Origin of the sequence: Rhizobium skierniewicense Ch11, from assembly GCF_023757665.1 — a bacterium.
Taxonomy (GTDB): domain Bacteria; phylum Pseudomonadota; class Alphaproteobacteria; order Rhizobiales; family Rhizobiaceae; genus Agrobacterium; species Agrobacterium skierniewicense.
Map to the genome: position 1 here is coordinate 150,542 of NZ_RXPG01000016.1, position 20,689 is coordinate 171,230.

A 20,689-nucleotide genomic window follows, 5' to 3' on the forward strand; every position below is an offset into this window, starting at 1 on the left:
TCTTTCCTCCTCAGAATTTTAACGTCCAAGCTGGCCATCGACCAGCGATTGTGCCAGCGGAGCGGGACGCTCCACCTTGGTTGTGATGGATATTGTCGTGCCGGTGTCGGATGCTGTCTGGAAAGCCTCCATCACCTCCAGCACGTGCAACGCCAGATCACCGTTTGCCCGGTGCGGACGGTTCTGTCTGATGGCGTAGGCCATATCGGCGACACCGATGGAACGATAGTTGCCGTCACTATAGGGTGCGGTCAGTGCCTGCGGCTCAAAATCCCCGCCCTTGCGCAAAAGCTCGATTTCACCACCGAAATAGTTCGGGTCCGGCACGATCATTGTGCCTTCCGTGCCGTAGATTTCCAGCGGGACGTGTTTGTGTCCAGCGACATCGAAGCTCATGCCAATCTGAACGACTGCGCCGTTTTCGAATGCCATCATGCCAGACACGTGGGTTGCGACATGAACCGGTATCGTTTCACCCTTCTTGGGTTCGCTGGTGATGAGCCGCTCGTTGCGAGGAGAGAAGGCAAAGCCTGCCACCTTTGCAATTGGCCCCAGCAGGTTGACGAGATCAGTGATGTAGTAAGGCCCCATGTCCAGCATCGGCCCTCCACCAACCTCGTAATAGAAGCCGGGGTTGGGGTGCCAGCGCTCATGACCGGGACACATGAAAGTGGCTGTGCCGCCAACGGGGATGCCAAGAACACCCTGATCGATGAGCGTGCGTGCCGTCTGGTGGCCACCGCCGAGAAAAGTGTCCGGTGCCGATCCGACACGCAGGCCCTTGGCTTTCGCAGCATCCACGAGCGTTTTGCCTTCGGCGAAATTGATACCCAACGGCTTTTCCGAATAGGTGTGTTTGCCAGCGTTCAATGCGCGCAAACCCACCTCGACATGCGCCTTGGGAATGGTGAGATTGACGATGATCTCCATTTCGGGATCATCCAGCAAATCCTCGATTGATCTTGCTGCGAGACCGAATTCACCGGCCCGCGTCCTGGCGGCCTCAGGGTTCATATCCGCAAGCCCCCGGATGTCGAGAATGGGGAAAGATACCATGGCTTTGAGATAGGCGCTGGAGATGTTTCCGCAGCCAATGATGCCGATACCGACCGTCTTCATATGATTTCCTCCCGTAAATCAAATTGCGAACGCATTGCCTTGTACCAATCTGTAACGTTAAAGTAAGCTCAAAATCCAGGGATTCGTATGTCATCAGGAAATTAAAGGAATTTATCCCGCTTAAAGCCGAACGCCTTGCTCAGGTCGTGAGGTTGTTTCACTGATAGACGGTCATCGCGTCATCGCGCGTAAAAGCACACAGAAGAAGGCCATTTTCGGCTACAGGAATGCGATAATGTTTTCACACGACAGGACTGATTTCGGACCAGATTTTTTGTTTGGCATTGCCATGGCGGCGCACCAGATCGAGGGCGGGCAGACGGACGGGAGAGGCTCTTCCATCTGGGATACTTTCGCTGCCACGCCGGGGAATACGAAGAACGCGGATACGGGACAGATTGCCTGCGACCACTACAACCGCTGGCCTGAAGATCTTGATCTCATCAGGGATGCGGGCTTTGATGCCTACCGGTTTTCCTTCGCATGGCCAAGGCTCATTCCCGAGGGGACCGGTGCGCGCAACCAGGCGGGGTTTGATTTCTATGACCGCCTGATCGATGGCATGCTGGAGCGTGGCATCAAGCCCCTCGCGACACTTTACCATTGGGATTTGCCAAGTGCATTGCAGGATCGTGGCGGCTGGATGAACCGCGATACGGCCTATGCTTTCGCCGACTATGCCGGAGAAGCGGCGCGCCATTTCGGTGACCGGTTGGAAAGTATTGCAACGTTCAATGAGCCATGGTGCGTGACCGTGCTCAGTCATTTCATGGGCATGCACGCGCCGGGCTACCGCGATGTCAGAGCGACCGCGCGCGCCATGCATCACGTGCTGCTCGCCCATGGACTCGGGATCACCGCAATGCGGGACGCGCGTGTGAAGGCAAAGCTCGGCATCGTCGTGAATATGGAAAAGACAGAACCGGCCAGCCAGAACGCAGAGGATGTGGAAGCGGCAGCACTCGGCGACGACATTTTCAATCGCTTCTTTCTGGATGGCGTCATCAAAGGGACATATCCGCAGCGTGTCGTGAAAATCCTGGAGCCCTATCTGCCTGCCGGATGGCAGGACGACATGGCGACGTTGAGCCCTCCCGTCGACTGGATTGGCATCAACTACTACACCCGTTCGCTTTATAAATATGATGAAAGCGTGCCTGTTTTCCCCTTTACCCAATCACGCGGTGATCTGGAGAAGAGCAATATCGGCTGGGAAATCTATCCGCAGGCCCTGACAGAGTTTCTGGTGCGGGCGTCGAAAGACTATCCGGGACTGCCGATCTATGTCACTGAAAACGGCATGTCTGAAACCGATGAAGCAAAGCGGATCGATTTCTTTGACAAACACTTTGCCGCAATCATCGAAGCCCAACACCAAGGTGCCGATATCAGGGGCTACATCGCATGGACCTTGATCGACAATTTCGAATGGGCTGAAGGCTATGGCCCGAAATTCGGCATTGTCGGAATGGACGCAGCCACCCGGGACCGCAAGCCCAAAGATAGCTACCACGCTTTTCGGCAGATGCTGACGAAGGGTTGATCGTTCTTGCACATCCAGCCAGCCCGCTTCAGTGGGTGGCTGGATGTTGAGCGTACAGGCGTGCCGTCAGAAGCGCATGCCCGGCACGGCGAGAGGATTGTCCGTCACCGCCTGTCGATCCGGCGTGTCGATCTTGGCGGCGCCCGTAAAGGCTCCGAACAGGTCTTTCACGAAAGCCTCGGGCAAATCCTTTGTGATGAGCACCATACGGGTCCGCTTGTCGGATGGGTCAGGCCAGGCAGCCAGCCGTTGTGGCGCATGAAAGATCGACTGGACCCCATGTAGCACGAGGGGACGGTCAAGATTATCCGACAGTTGAACGATGGCCTTCATGCGCAAAAGCTTCTCCCCATGCGCAGACCGGAGAAGATCGACGAACATTTCAAGCGCGATCGGGTCGATTGGTCCGTCGTGGACAATCGAAAATGAGCGGATCGATGCGTTGTGTCGATTAACGTCGTGGTGGTGGTGATGTCCGGCGTGATCATTGTGATCATCGTGATGGTCGTGATCGTGTTCCGCCTCCTCACCCAGCCAGCGGCTGACATCTCCCACTTTTGCCGCCGCGTCATAAAGGCCGTTTTCCAGAAGTGCGACTGCAGACCAGTCCTGACGATCACCATTCTCGATGGGTGCGCGTGGATTGAGCGTTTTGATGTGGGTGATGAGGGCGGCGACGTGTGCTTCATCCGTCATCGTCTGCTTTGTGACGATGAGCCGATCTGCAACGGCAATCTGCTTGCGCGCTTCCTCATGCTGGTCGAGCGTTGAGGCTCCGTTGACGGCATCGACGACTGTCACGACACCATTGAGCGAGACGTTCTGCGCGATCACAGGATTGCCGATGATGGACTGCATCACCGGAGCTGGGTCTGCAAGGCCTGTGGTTTCGATGACGATCCGATTGACCGGCTTCAATTTACCGGTCTGGATGCCGTCCATCAACTCCGCAAGCGTATCCACCAGTTCACCGCGCACCGTGCAGCACAGGCAGCCTTCTGCAAGCTCGATGATGCCATCACCGGACCGTTCCACCAGAAGGTGATCGATGCTGACATCGCCGAACTCATTGATGATGATGGCGGCATCCTGCATTGCAGGGTCTTTGAGAAGCTGATTGAGCAGCGTTGATTTTCCCGCACCGAGAAAACCCGTGATGATGGAGACTGGAATGCGATCGAGTGCCATAGACGACCTGTAGCGTTAGAACATTACATTTGACGCCACGTCTTATAACAAGAAATACCGTATGCGATAGCGTCGATCTACAAAAGGACAAACGGCCCATTGCAGGGAATGAACCGTTTCAAAAAAGGCGTCAGAATGTAGGGCGGGGGATCGGGATCGGCACATTCGCCGTGTTATCCTTGGCGGTCGTGTTGGCCGCTAGCGTCTCGCTGCCGGGGATCAGTCCCGCATAGGAATAGACAGGTGGGCGCGTCATTTCCTGAACGAATGGCGACTTGATGATCATTCGTCCGGCGTCGTCGCGACTTTCGCTGCGCACTTTTGCAGCTTTCGGATTGCAGATATCGGCACTGACGTCATTGACGAATTGCGTTTCACCGTAGGGCGCAAGTGATGCGATGGATACGCCCTGGCTGGTTGGTGCCGTCAGCCCCATTTGCAGGAGGTCCGCTGATTGGTCGGTGCGGCCCGCAAGACTATCGGCGCCGAGAACAACGCTGATGACCTGCCTGCCATTGCGTGTGGCAGAAGATACCTGATTGAAGCCGGATGCGCAGATGAAGCCGGTCTTCATGCCGTCGGCACCCTCGAAGCGACCGACGAGCATATTGTAATTGGCGTAATTTTTCTTGCCGGTGCTGACGCCTTCCAGCGCGAAATATCCCGCATATTCTGGAAACTCACGCTTCAAAATGAGGGCGAGAACGGCGAGATCACGCGCGGTTGTGTATTGCCCTTTGCCCGGCAGACCGTTCGGGTTGACGTAGTGCGTGGAGGACATGCCGAGGCGAGCAGCCTGCGCATTCATCTGCGCCACAAAATTTTCTGTGGTGCCGCCAACCGTTTCGGCAATCGCGACGGCCACGTCGTTGGCGGATTTGATCAGCAACAGTTTCAACGCGCTATCCAGCGTCAGCTTGGAGCCCGGTTTGAAGTACATCTTGCTGGCCGGCTGATCGGCGGCTTTCTTGCTCATCACCACTTCTGTGGTGGGGCTCAGCTTGCCGGATTTCATGGCGCTAAAGGCGATATAGGCCGTCATAAGTTTCGTGAGGGATGCGGGATACCATTTGCGGAAGGCTTCCTGATGCGAAATGACCTTGCCAGTGCGCACATCAATCACCATTTTGGGATTGGCATGGGCAACCGATGCCAAAGCCAGAACACTGGCGGAGATCGCGGCAAAGGTTTTCACAAGCCGCCCTGCGGCACGGTTTGGTCTGGATTTTTCTTGCAAGGCGTATCCTCGAATTCCCGTCTTTGTTCCGGGATTTGCAATATTCACCATATATGTCCTTGCAATGGCAAAGTACATTGATTGCGTCAATTATGCGGCGCAATATTCGCAGCGAACGTGTGTTTTGCAGATGTCGAGAATGGGAAATCGGGAATAACAGTATGCCAGTTTTGAACAGAGCCGCCGAATTGCAAGCAGAAGCAAGCGAGTGGCGACGCAGTCTCCATGAAAATCCTGAACTCCTTTACGACGTTCACGAAACCGCCGCGTTCATTGCAGGCAAGCTCGAATCTTTCGGTGTTGACGAGATCGTGACAGGTATTGGCCGCACCGGCGTGGTCGGTATCATCCATGGTCGGCATGGACAGGGGCGCACTGTCGGGCTCAGATCCGATATGGACGCTTTGCCGATCATGGAAGAGACCGGCAAGCCCTGGACGTCGAAGGCACCCGGCAAGATGCATGCCTGTGGTCACGATGGCCATATGGCCATGCTGTTGGGTGCGGCAAAACATCTGGCGGAAACACGCAATTTCACAGGCTCGGTCGCTGTGATCTTCCAGCCAGCGGAGGAGGGTGGCGCTGGTGCGCTTGCCATGGTCGAAGATGGCCTGATGACGCGCTTCAAGATCGATGAAGTCTACGGCATGCACAATATGCCGGGTATACCTCTGGGATCATTTGCCATCCGCAAGGGTGGGATCATGGCAGCGCCGGACAAGTTCTCCATTATTGTCAAAGGTCGTGGTGGCCATGCGGCTCAGCCGCATCGTACGACAGACCCGATCTCAATCGGGGCGCAGATCGTGACCAATCTCCAGCTGATTGCGTCGCGCAACACCGATCCCATCCGCTCGATCGTCGTGTCAGTTACGCGTTTTCAGGCGGGTTCCAGCCATAACATCATTCCCAACGAGGCGGTGATCGCAGGCACGGTCCGCACGCTGGATGAGGGCGTGCGCGACGTGGCACAGGAACGCATCAAGCAGATTGCTGAGGGCATTGCGACAGCCAACGATGCTGAGGCGGAAGTGGTTTACGAGCGGCATTGTCCCGTGACGGTCAACCATGCCGCTGAAACCGAGCACGCTATCCGCATCGCCCGCGATATCGTCGGCGACAAGAATGTCGATCCCGATGTGGACCCATCCATGGCGGGAGAGGATTTTTCCTACATGCTCAACGAACGCCCCGGGGCCTTTATATTTCTCGGCAATGGGGAGAGTGCCGGGCTGCACAATCCGGGCTACGACTTCAACGATGAGGCGATCGCCTATGGTGTGTCCTACTGGGTGAAGCTTGCCGAGCAGCGACTGGCTGGCTGAAAGGCTTGAGAGTGTGAACGACCGCGATCTTTGCGCGCGGTCGTTCCCCATCTTTGCGTTAGAACGTTTCCATTTAACAAGGAAACGCTCTAAATGCGCGAACCAGCGGCATCGAAAAGATGGAAATGGGCTGGATCCGCCGTGATCGTCACAGTCTGGCCGATTTCCATTGCCGATCGACCGGGAACGCGAAAGACGATGCTACCGCCATCCGACATTTCGCCGTGAACATAGCTCTCCGCACCGACCAGTTCTACCGCCGCGACTTGAACTGGCAGCTTGAATGCGGCGTTGGAATCCGTGTCCGCAATAATGAGGTTTTCCGGGCGAACCCCGATTGTCACCGCATTGGAGGGAATGCTTCCATTTTCAGGGACGTTCCAGACGGAGCCGTTGAGTGGCAGCAGGTTCATCGACGGAGAACCGATGAAGGTGGCGACGAAACTCGTCGCTGGCTTTTCGTAAAGTTCGATAGGCGTGCCAACCTGCTCGATACGTCCCGCATTCAGGACCACGAGGCGATCCGCAAGCGTCATCGCTTCCATCTGGTCGTGGGTCACATAGATGCTGGTCGTGGCGAGAGAGCGTTGCAACCGCCGGATTTCGACACGCATCTGCACGCGCAGCTTTGCGTCGAGATTGGACAGGGGCTCATCGAACAGGAACGCAGACGGTTTGCGCACGATAGCACGGCCCATGGCAACGCGTTGACGCTGGCCACCTGACAGTTGGCGCGGCTTGCGCTCCAGATATTGTTCGATTTCCAGAGCTTTTGCCGCATCCGTTATCCGGCGGTCGATTTCGTCCATCGGTGTGTTGCGGTTCTTCAGGCCGTAAGCGAGGTTCTGGCGCACCGTCATGTGCGGGTAAAGCGCATAGTTCTGGAAAACCATGGCAATGTCGCGCTCGGCAGGTTCGAGATCGTTGACGCGCTTGCCCGCGATGTCGATGCTGCCGGAGCTGATGCTCTCCAACCCGGCAACCATGCGCAGAAGCGTCGACTTTCCACACCCCGACGGTCCGACCAGCACGATCATTTCACCGTCCTGAATGTCCAGCGAGACGCCCTTGATCGCCTCGATGTTGCCGCCATAGAGTTTGCGGACGTCCTTGAGTTCGATTGTCGCCATTACTTTTCAGTCTCCACCAAGCCTTTGACAAACCAGCGCTGCATGAAGACGACGACAAGAACGGGAGGGATGATCGCCAGGATCGCTGTCACCATCACGTAATTCCACGGTGTCGAAGCATCGGTGAAATCCACCATGCGGCGCAGGCCAATTATGATTGTGTTCATTTCGGCGCGATCCGTTACCAGCAACGGCCACAAATATTGCGTCCAGCCATAGATGAAGAGGATCACGAAAAGGGCGGCGATATTCGTTGTCGAAAGCGGCAGCAGAATATCGCGCATAAAGCGGAACGGCCCCGCATTGTCGATGCGCGCCGCCTCAACCAGTTCGCCGGGTATCGTCAGGAAGAACTGGCGAAACAGGAATGTTGCTGTCGCAGACGCCATCAAGGGAAGTGTCAGGCCCGCATAGGTGTTCAACAGGCCGAGGTCTACGATCACCTTGTAGGTTGGCAAAATGCGGACTTCCACCGGCAACATCAGCGTCACGAAAATCATCCAGAAGAACCCCATGCGGAAGGGGAACCGGAAGAAGACGATGGCAAACGCCGAGAGGAACGAGATGACGATCTTGCCTATGGCAATCGCGACCGCCACGACGAAGCTGTTGAACAAAAGCCGCTCGAGACTGACGCCCACGACACGTTCCACACCGCCGGAAATCGCCTCGTGGTAATTTTCTACCAGATGGCCTGCTGGCAGCAGCGACATGGGCGGACGCAGGATGTCCGTCGATGTCGCCGAAGACGCGATGAATGTGTAGTAGATCGGAAATGCCACGATGATGATGCCAATAACCAGCATCAGATGGGCCATGAACGTTGCGATGGGACGGTTCTGGATCATGATGCTTTCCTCAACCGTAATGCACGCGCCGCTCGACGAAGCGGAACTGGAATGCCGTGAGCGCAATGACGATGACCATCAGGACCACCGATTGAGCGGCGGATGAGCCGAGGTTGAGATTGACGAAGCCGTCATTGTACACCTTGTAGACCAGCGTTTCCGTGGCCTTGGCCGGGCCGCCGCCGGTGACGGAGTGAATGATGCCGAATGTATCGAAGAAGGCGTAGACGGTGTTGACGACCAACAGGAAGAAGGTGGTCGGTGCCAGAAGCGGGAATATGATCGTCCAGAAACGCCGGGCTCCCCGTGCACCATCGATTGCTGCGGCTTCCAGCAGGGACTTGGGTATGGCCTGAAGACCCGCAACAAAAAACAGGAAATTGTAGCTGATCTGCTTCCAGGCAGCAGCAGCGACAACCAGCGTCATGGCCTGATTGCCATCCAGCAGAGGATCCCAGGCGATGCCATTGCGGCGCAGAAGATAGGCGAGCGTGCCCATGGCCGGGTTGAACATGAACAGCCACAGCATACCGGCCACGGCGGGCGCGACGGCGTAGGGGATGATCATCATCGTGCGATAGAAGCCCTTGCCGCGCACCACCAGATCGGCAGCCGTTGCCAGCAGAAGGGCAGCCGCCATCGAAAGCAGCGCCGTTGCGATGCTGAAAACGACGGTGACCTGAAGCGCATGCAAGTAGTTGGGGTCGGACAGAATGGCTGAAAAGTTTGCAAAGCCGACGAAGGTACTCTGAAGGCCGAACGGATCCTCCCGCATCGCGGACTGGTAGAGCGCCTGGCTCGCCGGCCAGAAAAAGAACACGACTGTCAATACGATCTGTGGAGCAACCAGAAAGTACGGAAGAATTTTGTTTGGAAAGACGACGCTTTGCAAAAGCGGGCTCCTTTGGAGTGTCGGGCAGATGGTTTTGTAGACTATGGAACGTTTGGAACGGCGCGGAATATGTGTTCTGCGCCGTTCTCTTGTTCCCCAGTCACCGTTCTAAAACGGGCCAGAAACAAAATTTATCTGCCGATTGCCTGCTGGATGGCTGCGTTGCCGCGTTCGACCGCCTTGTCGAGGGCGGCTTTTGCATCCTGCTTGCCAGCGAGCATCGTTTCGAACTCTTCATTCATGATGTCGCGAACCTGCGGGAGATTGACCAGACGTACACCCTTGGAGTTTTCTGTCGGAGGCTTGCCCATCATCTGCAGCAGAGGCGTTTCGCGCGCTGGATTCTTTTCATAGAAGCCAGACTTCTTGGTGTCCTCATAGGCCGCAAGCGTTACCGGCATATAGCCGGACACCTGATGCAGACGCGACTGAATTTTGGTCTGGGACAGGAAGTGGAAGAATTCTGCGGTGCCCTTGTATTCGTCATCGGACTTGCCGCCGAAGACCCAGAGGCTGGCGCCACCAGGGATAGTGTTTTGCGGGCGACCGTCACCCTCGTCATAGGGCAACTGGCCGATGCCGTAATTCATGCCGCTCTTGACGATATCGCCAAGGCCTCCGGAAGACTCGGTCAGGATGCCGCATTCGCTGGACGTGAAAAGCTGCTTGGCCTCGGATGTGCGACCGCCGTAACGGAACGTGCCGTCCTTGGCGAGATCGGCAATCGCTTGAAAATGCTTGACGAAAGGCTCTGAGTTGAAGGCCAGCTTCACGTCGGTGCCGGCAAGGCCGTTTTCATTGCTGCCGTAGGAAAGGTTGTTCCATGCCGCAAAGTTTTCGGTCTGAATCCATGTCAGCCATGTGGATGTGAAGCCGCAAGGAGCAGCGCCGCTCGACTTGATCTTCTTGGCGGCATCGAAAACCTCTGCCCAGGTCTTGGGTGGATTTTCAGCATCCAGTCCGGCCTTCTTGAAGGTGTCCTTGTTGTAGTACATGATCGGAGAGGAGGAATTGTAAGGGAACGACAGCATCGTGCCGTCCGGCTTTGAATAATAAGAAACGATGCCGGGCAGATAGTCGGCTTTATTGAATTTGAAACCGCCCTTTTCCAAGACATCGGCCACCGGCACGATGGCGCCCTGCGCACCCATCATCACACCACTGCCCGCATCGAAAACCTGAATGATGGCTGGCGGTTGCTTGGCACGGAACGCCGCGATGCCTGCATTGAGCGTTTCAGGGTAGGTGCCTTTGAAGACAGGCAGGATCTTGTAGTTGGATTGGCTTTCGTTGAATTCTTTTGAAAGCTGCTCGACAACTTCGTTGTTTGCACCCGTCATGGCGTGCCACCATTGGATTTCCGTCGCGGCGAGCGCGCTGGACGCCATCAAAAGAGCAGTTGCAGCTGTAGTCACTGATGTGAGAACGACTTTCATGGAATTTCCTCCCTACCATGAACTCATTTTATAGCGATTGAGAATCGCCTTTAGCATTTCTTGCTCACTTACGTCGCTCGTAGCAACCTCTTTTTGCGCAAGAGGGCCGAGATGCTCGTTAGTCTGCTAATATAATGAGGAAACCGGCTGATAGCAGGCGAATAGAGAATTGTGTCGGTTAAATCACGCCCCATGCACGAAAGCGCCCGCGTCCGGTCATTTCCCGCAGCTCGAGTTGGTTGGCGAGACCCACGGCCCCTTGAGGTGTCGTTCCCAAGGCTTTCACAATCATGGCCGTGGAAACAACCGGTCTGGCTAATACCAGCGCGATCAATTCCGGCAGGCGTGAGTTTGACCGACGACCGGTCAGTCTGCGGTCCATCCGGCTCTTGGCATTCAGCAGACGATCGTGCTCTCTCAAACCGATGTTGGCTGCTTCCTCCATACTCTCCAGGAATGCCCGGATCCGGTCGCGTTGGTTAGGCGCATTTCGTCGCTCACGCGGAACTGCGCGCAGGCCGGTGTTGAGCGGAGCCAGATGGGAAACCGTGAGCCCTTCCGCGCGCAGCAATGCCGCTGCCAGTTGGCGTCCCATCCACGGACTTCGCTTGAGGACTTCGAGCTTGTTCCATGCGTCGAGTGCGATCGCTGCGCGTAGCACCGGCGGCAACCCCTCGGTTGCTGTCAACGCCTGTTTCCATTCGCTCAACCGCTCGTCCTCGTCCCAATCGAGGTCACGTGTGACATCGTTCTCCCGCAGATATGGCTTTGCAGCCTCCGTGCTTATGGAGGAAAGGGTCGCGGTGCTGCGCGCGATCAATTGGTCGATGGCCGACAGCTCATCCCTGAGGGGTGCGGTTTCGTCGTCGTCCGCCGTTGTTTCGGCATGGCTTATGCTTTGTGATTTCGGGCGCGCGTGGATGTCGCTCATATCGGCCCCATCCCTGCCGCGAAGGCGAGAAAGCCCGGATTGACTGAGAGCCCATTGGGGTTCGTTGCCGGATATCTGTCTGCGAGCTCGCAAGATGCGGTTGGCAACCCCCAATTCATGGGTCGGTGCGCGAATGTCCATATGAGCGTCGTGCAGGACAAGATCTTCTATATGGACAAGTTCGCCATCGACCCACAGGGATGACACCGCATCCATAAAATCCTGCCGCTCGAGAAATCCGCCACCAATGGGTGAACGTAAAATGCGCTCATCCAAACGTGCCAAGGCCTCCGTCGCCTTGGCGCACGGCATCAACAGCGTCGCGAGGGACAGTCGAGTGACATCGTAAAGCATGGATTTTGATAGAATGCGCCGGATATGAAAGCAATTTCGACACTGACTTTCATTTGGTTTTACCCGGGTTTTATGGTTTCAGGAGAGAAATTTCGACTTCAAACCCATCGCTGCGCCCGGTGGCGGGTGATAGGACGCGAAGCGATCCCTTCATCTGAGCGACCAAATGCTGAACGATGGCAAGACCCAGGCCAGAGCCCGCAGCCTGCGTCGCGCCTCTGGTAAAGCGTGTCGTCAGTTTAGGGAGAAGTGCGGGATCGATGACTGCACTTTGATTGACGACGCGAAACGAGTTGTCGTTGCCGATGTAAACATCCACACGGCTGCCGTCCGGGCTGTGGATCAGTGCGTTTTCGACAAGATTGCGGACGACGATCCCGAAAGCGTCGGGATTGATTCTACCCTCCAGCGCGCCGTCGCGGGCCATGTGCAGTTGAATGCGGTTTGCCCCGAGATCGGAGCGCTCGATGTCTTCCAGGACCAGTTCTATGATCTGTAGCAGATCCGTATCGGTGTCGGAGGTGCCGATCCCCGCATCCGCCCGGGACATTTGCAGAAGTTTCTCGGCAAGTTGCGCGAGATGAGAAAGGGATCGCTCGATCTGGTCCACTCTCGGCGCGAACGCGAGGGGAATATCGGCCTTCAGACGCTGGGCCTGGGCAAGCGCACCTGCAATGGGTGTTCGCAATTCATGGGCGCTATTGGACGCGAACGCCCTCTCGGATTCCAGAGCCGCGCGCAAACGCTCCAGCAAAAGGTTGACGGATCTGGCGATCGGGTGAAGTTCTCGCGGTAAATGCTGGTCATCAACAGGTACCATGTTGCCACTGTCCTTGCGCCCGATCTCATCTCTTAACGTCTGCACGGGTGCAAGTGTGCGCCGAACGACGAGCACAACTGCGACGATACTTGCCGGGATCAGAAACAGCAGAAACAGCACCAGCGCTGTCCCTGCCTCGACAATGGCCTCCCGGCGGTTGGCAAAGGCGTCCGCGACTTGCAGATAGAGGCTGCCGTCCGCGTTGCCGACCGTGTAGATGCGGTGCGTGGGCGTATCGGCAAACCCGGACGTAACCGGCACGTCAAACGGCTCCGCAGCGCTGTCGTAGGAGCGCAGCAGAAGCTCTCCCTCGCGATCACGCAGCTGGTAGGTCAGATATTCCTCTCCCGTGGCTGGCTGCACGAGCCGACGCTCGGCTTCGGGACTACGTTCCTTTAGGTCGTCTGCGATCAGCGGCATCAGCCGCTCAGCGGTTTCCTGCACGGAACTGTCGAAGATTTCCGCAAACTCATCCTGCATGACCATGATACCGAGACCAGAAGCGATCATCCAGGAGAGCGCGACCACACTTGTGAGCGCGATCACCATGGTGCGGGTCATACTGTCTTTTCGTTTCATTGCGTTACCTGATCGTGTAGCCGAGGCCGCGTACCGTTTCGACCCTGTCGGCCCCGATTTTCTTGCGAAGGCGGCTAACATAGACTTCCACGGTATTGCTCTCGATTTCTGCCCCGAATTCGTAGAGTGTCTCGTGCAGTTGCGCCTTCGAGACGACGGCTCCGGGTCTTTCAACCAGTTTGTCCAGCACCGCCCACTCGCGTGCGCTCAGCGTCAGCGACTGCCCGTTGACGATGATGTTGCGGGCGACCTGGTTGATCTCGATGCCCGCCAGTTTGACGACCGATGCCGAGCGGCCCTCATAACGGCGGGAAACGGCCAGCATGCGCGCGGTCAATTCGCCCAGATTGAAAGGTTTGACGAGGTAGTCGTCTGCGCCGGAATTCAAACCTTCAATACGGTCAGACACCTGGTCGTGAGCGGTCAAAATAATGACAGGCGTTGCATCATTGCGATTTCGCAAGCCCTTTAATATGGAAAGGCCTTCACCATCCGGCAGTCGGAGATCCAGCAGAACGAGACCATAGGCAACGGTGTGCGTTGCGGCTGTCGCATCGGCGACGGTCTTGAACCAATCGACGGCATGGCTTGCTGCGGCAACATGATCCCTAAGCGCTTCGCCCAGCACATGATCGTCTTCGACAAGCAGAACACGCAAGAATACCTCGCTTTCGACCCCAACGACCGGAATATTACAGTGGGTATTCTGCGTATCTGATCTCGTCAAGTTGCATATGATCAAGCTGCCGGTCTGTGGGCGCAATTGCTGAAGACATCAAGCGACCGGTCGTAGACGGATGTCGATATGTTCATCATGCCCAAAATGCTGTGGAAGAAGTTGTCATGTGACCGCCCGCCCGTCTGTGCATCCTTAGCAAGGCAAGCGCTGTCCAATCCCATTGATTTTGCGAAGTCATTATCAACCCAGACAACAAAGGGAACATGCGTCTGCTCGGCCGGGGCAAGAATATAAGGCGCACCATGCAGATAGATTCCATTTTCACCCAGTGATTCACCGTGGTCGGACGCATAGATCATACCCGTCGCCAGCTTGTTGGATCGCGCTTTGAGCTTGTCGATAATGGCTGAGAGGAAGTGATCGGTGTAAAGGATCGTATTGTCGTAGGCGTTCACGATCTCCGAATCCTGGCAGTTCCCAAGCTCGGCGGTCTGGCAATCGGGCGTGAATTTGCGATATTCGTCCGTGTATCGAAGATGGTAGGTAGGGCCGTGACTGCCCAATTGGTGAAGGACAATCACGCTATCCTTTGTCACGCCATCCAGCCAGCTATCGAGCCTGTCCAGAAATATATCGTCGCGACATTCGCCCGTCGGGCAGAATTTCGGGTCCTGAGTGGCGGAAAGATCGAAATAGGGTATGCGGTCGGCGACGTTCTTGCTGCCCGTGTCATTGTCCCACCAACGGGTATCGACACCTGCATGGACGAGAACATCGACAAGATTTTCATTCGATAACGCCTTGCTGTGACTGTATTCCGAGCGGGTAAAGCGGGAGAACATGCAAGGAAGCGATATGGCAGTCGCGGTTCCGCAGCTCACCGTATTGGGGAAGTAGACGACGTTCTGCACCTTGAGTTTCGGATTTGTCTCACGGCCATATCCGTTCAGCGAAAAGTTCGCTGCACGTGCCGTCTCCCCGGCGACGATGACGGTGATGCGCGGCTTATGAACGCCAGCCAGAGCCGGCATGATTTTGGCGTCCTGCCCGGTAGGGGACACCGTCAATTTCGCCTCCTGATCCGCCTGCATCACGTAATGGATCGTCGAGGAGATCGGCGTCAGCGGGTTCAGACTTTTGACGAGATCCTTGTGCTGGCGCACGGCGGTCGTGAACGTCTTGGAGTTTGCCGCAGCGATGGCAATCGTTACAGAGAGACATGCGATGATGGCGAGTGTGTTCCACAGCAGTTTCGAGAAAAACGGGCGGTGCTCGATCTTGATCACGCATAGAATGGCAATCGGGATGCCGGCAAAAATGGCGAGATGGAGGGCAAATCCCGGAGTGATCAGATTGTTGGCTTCGGCATGCGTCGTTTCAAACGCGTTTCGCACCATATCGCTATCGATGACTGCGCCGAACCTGTCCATGAACCAGGAAGAGAGCGCAGCGACGATGATGAGAAAACCGAATATCGGCTTGGTGACATATTTTGCCGTGAACAGAATGAAGACGGCCGAAAATGCAGCACCCAGCGCGACGTATAGCCCGAAAATAGCGACCGGATAAGGAGCAAGATAGGTGTGCACCTTTGCCCAGAACGTGTGATTTGTAAACGCCAGTACATAGAGCGCTGTCACCACTCCGAGTGTGACGCTACCGACGGCAGGCCGCCTGACCTCAGTACGGCCGTTTCTCAATGTTGTAGATGACAAAGACATCGCATTTCTTCCCATAAGCCAGACCATAGACGCACCCGCTGAGGAAAAGCGGTGACGCAAAATGGTGTCTGAGAAGGTGGATGTGTCATGGAGCTGACATGAAACTGAACGACGTGTTATCGATAAACGTCATCATGTCCAGCGTGATTTTACGCTTCGATCCCTGGCGACGGTTGGCAGACGCTATGGAAGAAATGCCAAGAGCTTACGCTCGTCGGCCCGAAGGCCGGAGGTTTGTTTCGAGTCGCTGCCAAGCACTGTTTCCAGACGTTTGATTGCCTTTTCGTCTGTTGCGATATCCAGCACTGCGGGATGCACATAGCTCTTTCGGCAGATCGTCGGGGTGTTCGACAACTCTTCGGATGCCGCAACGCACATGCTCTTGATGGTCGGCCGATCACCGCCCTCAAGCGCACGTGCGGCATGCCCGAAGGCTGCGAGAGTGCCGCCCCATGTGCGAAACGTTTTTGCCGAAATTCCTTCGCCAGCGCTTTGAGAGATGTAGGCGTTCAATGCGCTGGAATCGACCGGGTGGACGGCACCCGCGTCGTCCTGCCAGACAAACAACTGTCTGCCGGGAAGATCGGCGATATTCTCCAGAATTCGCTGCAGGCGAGGATGCTTCAGCTTGCGCTTCACGCGCTGTCCCCCCTTGGCTGCAAACCGCAGCTCGATCGTTTCGCCGAATTTGATGTGTTTCTTGAGAAGTGTTGTTGCACCATAGGTGCCATTCGTTTCCAGATACGTCTTGTTGCCCACACGTAAATGGGCTGCGTCGAGAAGGAGAACGAGGGCAGCAAGGGTCGCATTCTGTCCAGTTTCCTGCTTTGCAATATCGGACGCCGCGCGTCTGCGGATCGACGGTAAGGCCTCGCCGAACGTCTTGAGCTGGTAGAATTTCGTATCGCCCCGGAAGGCATGCCATTCAGGGTGATAACGATATTGTTTGCGTCCACGCGCATCATAGCCGGTGGCTTGCAAATGGCCGGTTGGATCGAGGCAAATCCACACCTTTTCGTAGGCTGGTGGCACGCCAAGTGATTTGAGGCGGTTGATTTCGATCTTGTCTGAGAGACGTTCGCCACTGGGTAGGCGGTAGGAAAACCCGCTGCCGCGGCGTTCGCGTGCTATGCCCGGCTCTTGATCGCTGACATAGGTGAGCCCGATTTTTTTCAGTAAGCGGATTGGTAACTGGTTCATGTTCGCAAATGGCTCCTCATCCTACGCAGGATAATGCGCCCAGCGCGTTCGTGTTCCAGAAACAGCTAAAGGACGCGGCCGGGAGCGGGTTTGTCAACGCTCCCGGCCGCGTTGCTTCAAGCGCCCGGCGTGAGCTTCAGGATCTGGGACTTGCCGCCGCCGCGCTGCTCCGTCACCGCATAGATGGAGCCGTCGGTGCCGACTTTCACATCGCGGATGCGCTCTTCCAGGGGCAAGCGGCTTTCAGAGACAACCTTGTCGTTGTCGATTTTCAGGACAACGATGCCTTTGGTGACGAGGCCGCCAATGATCATCGAGCCCTTCCACTCCGGAATGGCGTCGGAATCATAATAGGCCATGCCCGATGGACCGATGACTGGGTCCCAGTAATAGACGGGCTGTTCCATTCCGTCCTTGGACGTCATTCCGTCTCCAACAGCGCCGCCGCTATACTCGATACCATACGTGATGACAGGCCACCCGTAGTTCAGGCCGGCCTTGGGTAGGTTGAGTTCGTCGCCACCCTTGGGACCATGCTCCACGGTCCACAAACGGCCCTGACCATCAAGCGCTGCGGACTGCATGTTGCGATGACCGTAACTCCAGATTTCAGGTAAAGCGTTGTCTTTGTCGATGAATGGATTGCCTTGGAAGGCTTTGCCATTGGTATCGATACGGAAAATCTTGCCCAGCCCACTCGATACATCCTGTGCCTGAACACGTGGTTCCTTGTCGGAACGTTCGCCGACAGTCACGTACAATTCCTGATTGGGACCGAAGACAAGGCGCGAACCGAAGTGCTTGTCTCCGTCATAGGTTGGCATCTGGCGGAAAATGACCTTGGTGTCTTCCAGTAGGGCTTTTCCGTCGCTTTCAACAAGTTTGGCAGATGCGACAGAGGTGCCGTTGCCACCATCACGCGGCTCCGAAAATGAGAAATAAATCATTTTCGATGTATCGAAATCAGGCGCAAGCGCGATATCCAGAAGCCCGCCCTGGCCAGCTGACGACACCTCGGGCACACCCTCGAGGGCGGGGCTTGCCTTGCCGTCCGTCACGATATGCATCGTGCCTTCCTTGGCAGCCACAATCATGCGGCCATCTGGGAGTATTTCCATTGACCACAGATGCGGAAGCCCATCAGCAACGACGGTTTTGGTCAGTGACGGCATTTTGTCGGGTTGCGGGGCGCGCGTCTGTCCAGGGAACGCAGGTCGCTGATCCGGCGCATTGGCCTGACCCACTTCAGCCGAGTTGGCAGATTGAGCGTGGACATTTTTACCCAGGGGCACCACGAGGCACATGGCGAGAACAGTCGTTGTAAGTAGATGGACGCGCGGCATAGATCTCCCTTCCAAATTATGATGACTGGCCGGAAACATATGGGTCGCAGTTTCGTTTCATCAAACCGTCTCAACAAAACTTGATCCCATCGTGTAAATCTGACGTTCTGATATTTCATGGGTAAGAATTGAGTTGGAACGCTTTGATTTGCCACCAGTTTCTCTTCGTTGAAATGCCAAGGAGGATAGAATGCAAATCGTGGTCAACACGGAAATGGAAACGGCAGATGTGAAGCCGATCCAGAGCGTCGCGGAGTTCTGCCGCCGCTATCGGCTGGATGAAACAGAAGAGTCGCGCTTGCGCACGCTCTTCGGCGAATTCGCATCGCGCCATGAACTCCTGATGAATGCTCAGAGAAAGGCCGTGTTTCGCTGATCAGATGGACGGTGTTGCATTCAAAATCATGAAAACGTCATAACGCGTGCTTTTTCCAAGTAACTGATGAGATGGTTTACGGACGCCGGGCATGGGTTCGGCGCGAAGTGGCCATTTCAAAACGACACGTTTTTGAGCGTGGACCAGCGCAATCTGCATAAGTTCTGCCTGATCAGGATCGGCTCCTACCAATTCCCGCAAGACCCGCATTTCCTTTTTTACCAGCGCGGTGTTTTGACGTGGCGGATGCATCGGGTCGATCAAAATCACTTCAGGAGATAGCGTGGGAATGATGTCCCGCGAATCGCCATGAAGCAGCGTCATTCTCGACACGATAGTCTCATAGGCGCCACCTTCAGCCTTGGCGCGCAACATCGCATCATGTAGCAGGGCATGCATCTGCGGCGATCGTTCAATGAGGGTCACTTCCGCTCCCAGCGAAGCGAGCAAAAACGCATCCCGTCCCAGTCCTGCGGTGGCATCGACTATTTTCGGAAGTTTGCCACTTTTCAACCCTGCCGCTTTGGCCAGTGTCTGGCCTCGACCCTCACCTGAGCGCAATCTGTGCCCGACGGCACCGCCGACAAAATCCACGATAAAGCGTTCGTCACGATCTTTGTCCGTCATTGTCATCTCAAAAAGGGCAGGCAACGTTGAATGTTACATCGCGACCGTCGGGGTGTCGAAATCCCAACGCCTCGGCATGCAACAGCAAGCGCGTGGATGCCTTCAAAGCGTCGCCATCGGAGTAAAATTCATCGCCCAATATCGGGTGACCGATGGCCTTCATGTGGACCCGCAACTGGTGTGTCCGCCCGGTCAAGGGATAAAGCATAAGCCGTGTTGCCGGAAGCGGTAGCCGATCAAGAACGCTCCATCTGGTTTGCGACGCCCGGCCAGCCTCGTGGTCCACGCGGTGGCGCGGTTTGTTGTCAGGATCAATTGCGAGCGGAAGGTCGATTTGACCTGCCTCGCCATCAACATGTCCCCAGACAACAGCGACATAGGATTTCTGCGTCGTTCTGTTCTCGAACTGCGAGGCGATCGTAGCATGAGCGTTACGGTTCAGCGACATGAGCACGATGCCTGAAGTATCCTTGTCCAGCCGGTTGATCATCAAAGCCTTGGGAAACTGTTTTTGAACGCGCGTTGCCAAGCTATCGGAAAGTGCCGGGTCTCGACCTGGAACCGACAAAAGGCCGCTCGGTTTGTCGAGCACAACGATATCCTCATCCCGGTAGAGCACGGAGATATATGGCTCCATAGGCGGATGGTAATTCGGATTTGAAAGCGCAAATGACATGCTGCCTCATAGCACAAATTTTGCTGATGGCGAGGTGGTCTATGGCGGCGTTTGTGGCAACGGAAGCGTCACGCGTCCACCTGTCAGGTTCAAAACCATCCGGGCAACTTCGGTCGCATGTGAAACGGGCACCGCAAGAGATAAGTTCGCACCGCTGTCGGTGAATGTCTCTGCTTTTATCCTGAGATTTGGTACTGCCAGAAGTCTGGCCTTTACCAAGGCAAGATCGGAAAATCCGCAGTCCAGGGTCGTCTCGACTGTTGCAACAAGCTGTGTTTTTCCGCCGTTGCGCAAGCAGATTGCAGCAGTACCTCCATACGCGCGCATCAAGCCGCCGCTGCCCAAAAGAACGCCTCCGAACCATCGCGTGACAACCACTGCGATGCAGTCGAGGGACTGTCCGTCGATGGCTTGCAAGATGGGTTTGCCAGCGGTGCCGGATGGCTCTCCATCATCGTTAAAGCGATAAACCTGGCCAATGCGCCATGCCCAGCAATTGTGGCTGGCCGTTGCATCCGAACGCTCCTCGATGAAGCATTTGGCCGCCTGTTCATCCGCGACAGGGCCGGCCCATGCAATGAACCGGCTTTTCTTGATGTCCTGAGAACAGGTTTCGAGGCCATTGAGCGTGAACATGACGCTTCATTAGCGCATGTATTGTGACA

The 20,689-nt window shown here is 56.0% G+C and carries 19 protein-coding genes; 3 read left to right on the forward strand and 16 right to left on the reverse strand.

All coding sequences use genetic code 11. From position 1 onward, the window contains the following. Window positions 1–18: 18 nt before the first annotated feature. Window positions 19–1,119 (reverse strand): Gfo/Idh/MocA family protein, encoded by a 1,101-nt coding sequence (locus EKM04_RS13285; RefSeq protein ID WP_183894886.1) that lies wholly within the window; start codon window positions 1,117–1,119, stop codon window positions 19–21. A gap of 235 nt (window positions 1,120–1,354) precedes the next feature. Between EKM04_RS13285 and EKM04_RS13290 the strand changes: the two genes are divergently transcribed. Then, entirely contained in the window at window positions 1,355–2,662 is a 1,308-nt protein-coding gene (locus tag EKM04_RS13290; RefSeq protein ID WP_183894888.1) for a GH1 family beta-glucosidase, read from the forward strand. 66 nt (window positions 2,663–2,728) lie between these two features. Here EKM04_RS13290 and EKM04_RS13295 read toward each other — a convergent pair whose 3' ends face one another. Both EKM04_RS13295 and EKM04_RS13300 read right to left on the reverse strand, forming a co-directional pair. Further along, window positions 2,729–3,850 (reverse strand): CobW family GTP-binding protein, encoded by a 1,122-nt coding sequence (locus tag EKM04_RS13295; RefSeq protein WP_183894889.1) that lies wholly within the window; start codon window positions 3,848–3,850, stop codon window positions 2,729–2,731. Window positions 3,851–3,980: 130 nt separating this feature from the next. Continuing rightward, window positions 3,981–5,045: a D-alanyl-D-alanine carboxypeptidase family protein gene (locus tag EKM04_RS13300; RefSeq protein WP_412762961.1), complete on the reverse strand. Its 1,065-nt coding sequence runs from the start codon at window positions 5,043–5,045 to the stop codon at window positions 3,981–3,983. A gap of 203 nt (window positions 5,046–5,248) precedes the next feature. Here EKM04_RS13300 and EKM04_RS13305 point away from each other — a divergent pair, with 203 nt between their 5' ends. After that, complete coding sequence (locus EKM04_RS13305) at window positions 5,249–6,412, forward strand: M20 aminoacylase family protein (protein WP_183894893.1); 1,164 nt, start codon at window positions 5,249–5,251, stop codon at window positions 6,410–6,412. An 89-nt stretch (window positions 6,413–6,501) separates the two neighbouring features. Here EKM04_RS13305 and EKM04_RS13310 read toward each other — a convergent pair whose 3' ends face one another. The 10 genes from EKM04_RS13310 to EKM04_RS13355 form a co-directional block, all read right to left on the reverse strand. Further along, on the reverse strand, window positions 6,502–7,542 hold the full coding sequence (locus EKM04_RS13310; RefSeq protein WP_183894895.1) for a sn-glycerol-3-phosphate import ATP-binding protein UgpC: 1,041 nt from the start codon (window positions 7,540–7,542) through the stop codon (window positions 6,502–6,504). Then, window positions 7,542–8,390, reverse strand: coding sequence for a sn-glycerol-3-phosphate ABC transporter permease UgpE (ugpE, locus tag EKM04_RS13315; protein WP_183894897.1), 849 nt, complete (start codon window positions 8,388–8,390; stop codon window positions 7,542–7,544). The genes EKM04_RS13310 and ugpE overlap by 1 nt, the downstream gene beginning before the upstream one ends. 10 nt (window positions 8,391–8,400) lie before the next feature. Then, window positions 8,401–9,282 carry a sn-glycerol-3-phosphate ABC transporter permease UgpA gene (gene ugpA / locus EKM04_RS13320; protein ID WP_174155763.1) on the reverse strand — a complete coding sequence of 294 codons (882 nt, stop codon included), beginning with the start codon at window positions 9,280–9,282 and terminating at the stop codon, window positions 8,401–8,403. Between the two features lie 131 nt (window positions 9,283–9,413). Next, the gene (gene ugpB, locus EKM04_RS13325; RefSeq protein ID WP_183894899.1) at window positions 9,414–10,718 is read right to left on the reverse strand and encodes a sn-glycerol-3-phosphate ABC transporter substrate-binding protein UgpB; all 1,305 of its coding nucleotides are present in this window, start codon (window positions 10,716–10,718) and stop codon (window positions 9,414–9,416) included. 178 nt (window positions 10,719–10,896) lie between these two features. Further along, window positions 10,897–12,003: an RHE_PE00001 family protein gene (locus EKM04_RS13330; protein ID WP_183894901.1), complete on the reverse strand. Its 1,107-nt coding sequence runs from the start codon at window positions 12,001–12,003 to the stop codon at window positions 10,897–10,899. A gap of 70 nt (window positions 12,004–12,073) precedes the next feature. After that, window positions 12,074–13,402, reverse strand: coding sequence for a sensor histidine kinase (locus EKM04_RS13335; RefSeq protein ID WP_183894903.1), 1,329 nt, complete (start codon window positions 13,400–13,402; stop codon window positions 12,074–12,076). Window positions 13,403–13,406: 4 nt separating this feature from the next. After that, the gene (locus EKM04_RS13340) at window positions 13,407–14,060 is read right to left on the reverse strand and encodes a response regulator (protein WP_183894905.1); all 654 of its coding nucleotides are present in this window, start codon (window positions 14,058–14,060) and stop codon (window positions 13,407–13,409) included. 80 nt (window positions 14,061–14,140) lie between these two features. Continuing rightward, window positions 14,141–15,802 (reverse strand): phosphoethanolamine transferase, encoded by a 1,662-nt coding sequence (locus tag EKM04_RS13345; RefSeq protein ID WP_183894907.1) that lies wholly within the window; start codon window positions 15,800–15,802, stop codon window positions 14,141–14,143. A gap of 183 nt (window positions 15,803–15,985) precedes the next feature. After that, the gene (locus EKM04_RS13350; protein WP_183894909.1) at window positions 15,986–17,002 is read right to left on the reverse strand and encodes a DNA topoisomerase IB; all 1,017 of its coding nucleotides are present in this window, start codon (window positions 17,000–17,002) and stop codon (window positions 15,986–15,988) included. A 116-nt stretch (window positions 17,003–17,118) separates the two neighbouring features. After that, the gene (locus EKM04_RS13355; protein ID WP_183894911.1) at window positions 17,119–18,345 is read right to left on the reverse strand and encodes a PQQ-dependent sugar dehydrogenase; all 1,227 of its coding nucleotides are present in this window, start codon (window positions 18,343–18,345) and stop codon (window positions 17,119–17,121) included. Window positions 18,346–18,535: 190 nt separating this feature from the next. Here EKM04_RS13355 and EKM04_RS13360 point away from each other — a divergent pair, with 190 nt between their 5' ends. After that, the gene (locus EKM04_RS13360) at window positions 18,536–18,721 is read left to right on the forward strand and encodes a hypothetical protein (protein ID WP_174155771.1); all 186 of its coding nucleotides are present in this window, start codon (window positions 18,536–18,538) and stop codon (window positions 18,719–18,721) included. Here EKM04_RS13360 and EKM04_RS13365 read toward each other — a convergent pair whose 3' ends face one another. Genes EKM04_RS13365 through EKM04_RS13375 form a run of 3 tightly spaced genes read right to left on the reverse strand, consistent with a single transcriptional unit; the run spans window position 18,722 to window position 20,660 of the window. Further along, window positions 18,722–19,348 (reverse strand): class I SAM-dependent methyltransferase, encoded by a 627-nt coding sequence (locus tag EKM04_RS13365; RefSeq protein WP_174155772.1) that lies wholly within the window; start codon window positions 19,346–19,348, stop codon window positions 18,722–18,724. 7 nt (window positions 19,349–19,355) lie between these two features. Continuing rightward, window positions 19,356–20,024 carry a pseudouridine synthase gene (locus EKM04_RS13370; protein ID WP_183894913.1) on the reverse strand — a complete coding sequence of 223 codons (669 nt, stop codon included), beginning with the start codon at window positions 20,022–20,024 and terminating at the stop codon, window positions 19,356–19,358. Between the two features lie 39 nt (window positions 20,025–20,063). Continuing rightward, on the reverse strand, window positions 20,064–20,660 hold the full coding sequence (locus EKM04_RS13375) for an IMPACT family protein (protein ID WP_183894915.1): 597 nt from the start codon (window positions 20,658–20,660) through the stop codon (window positions 20,064–20,066). Window positions 20,661–20,689 lie beyond the last annotated feature (29 nt).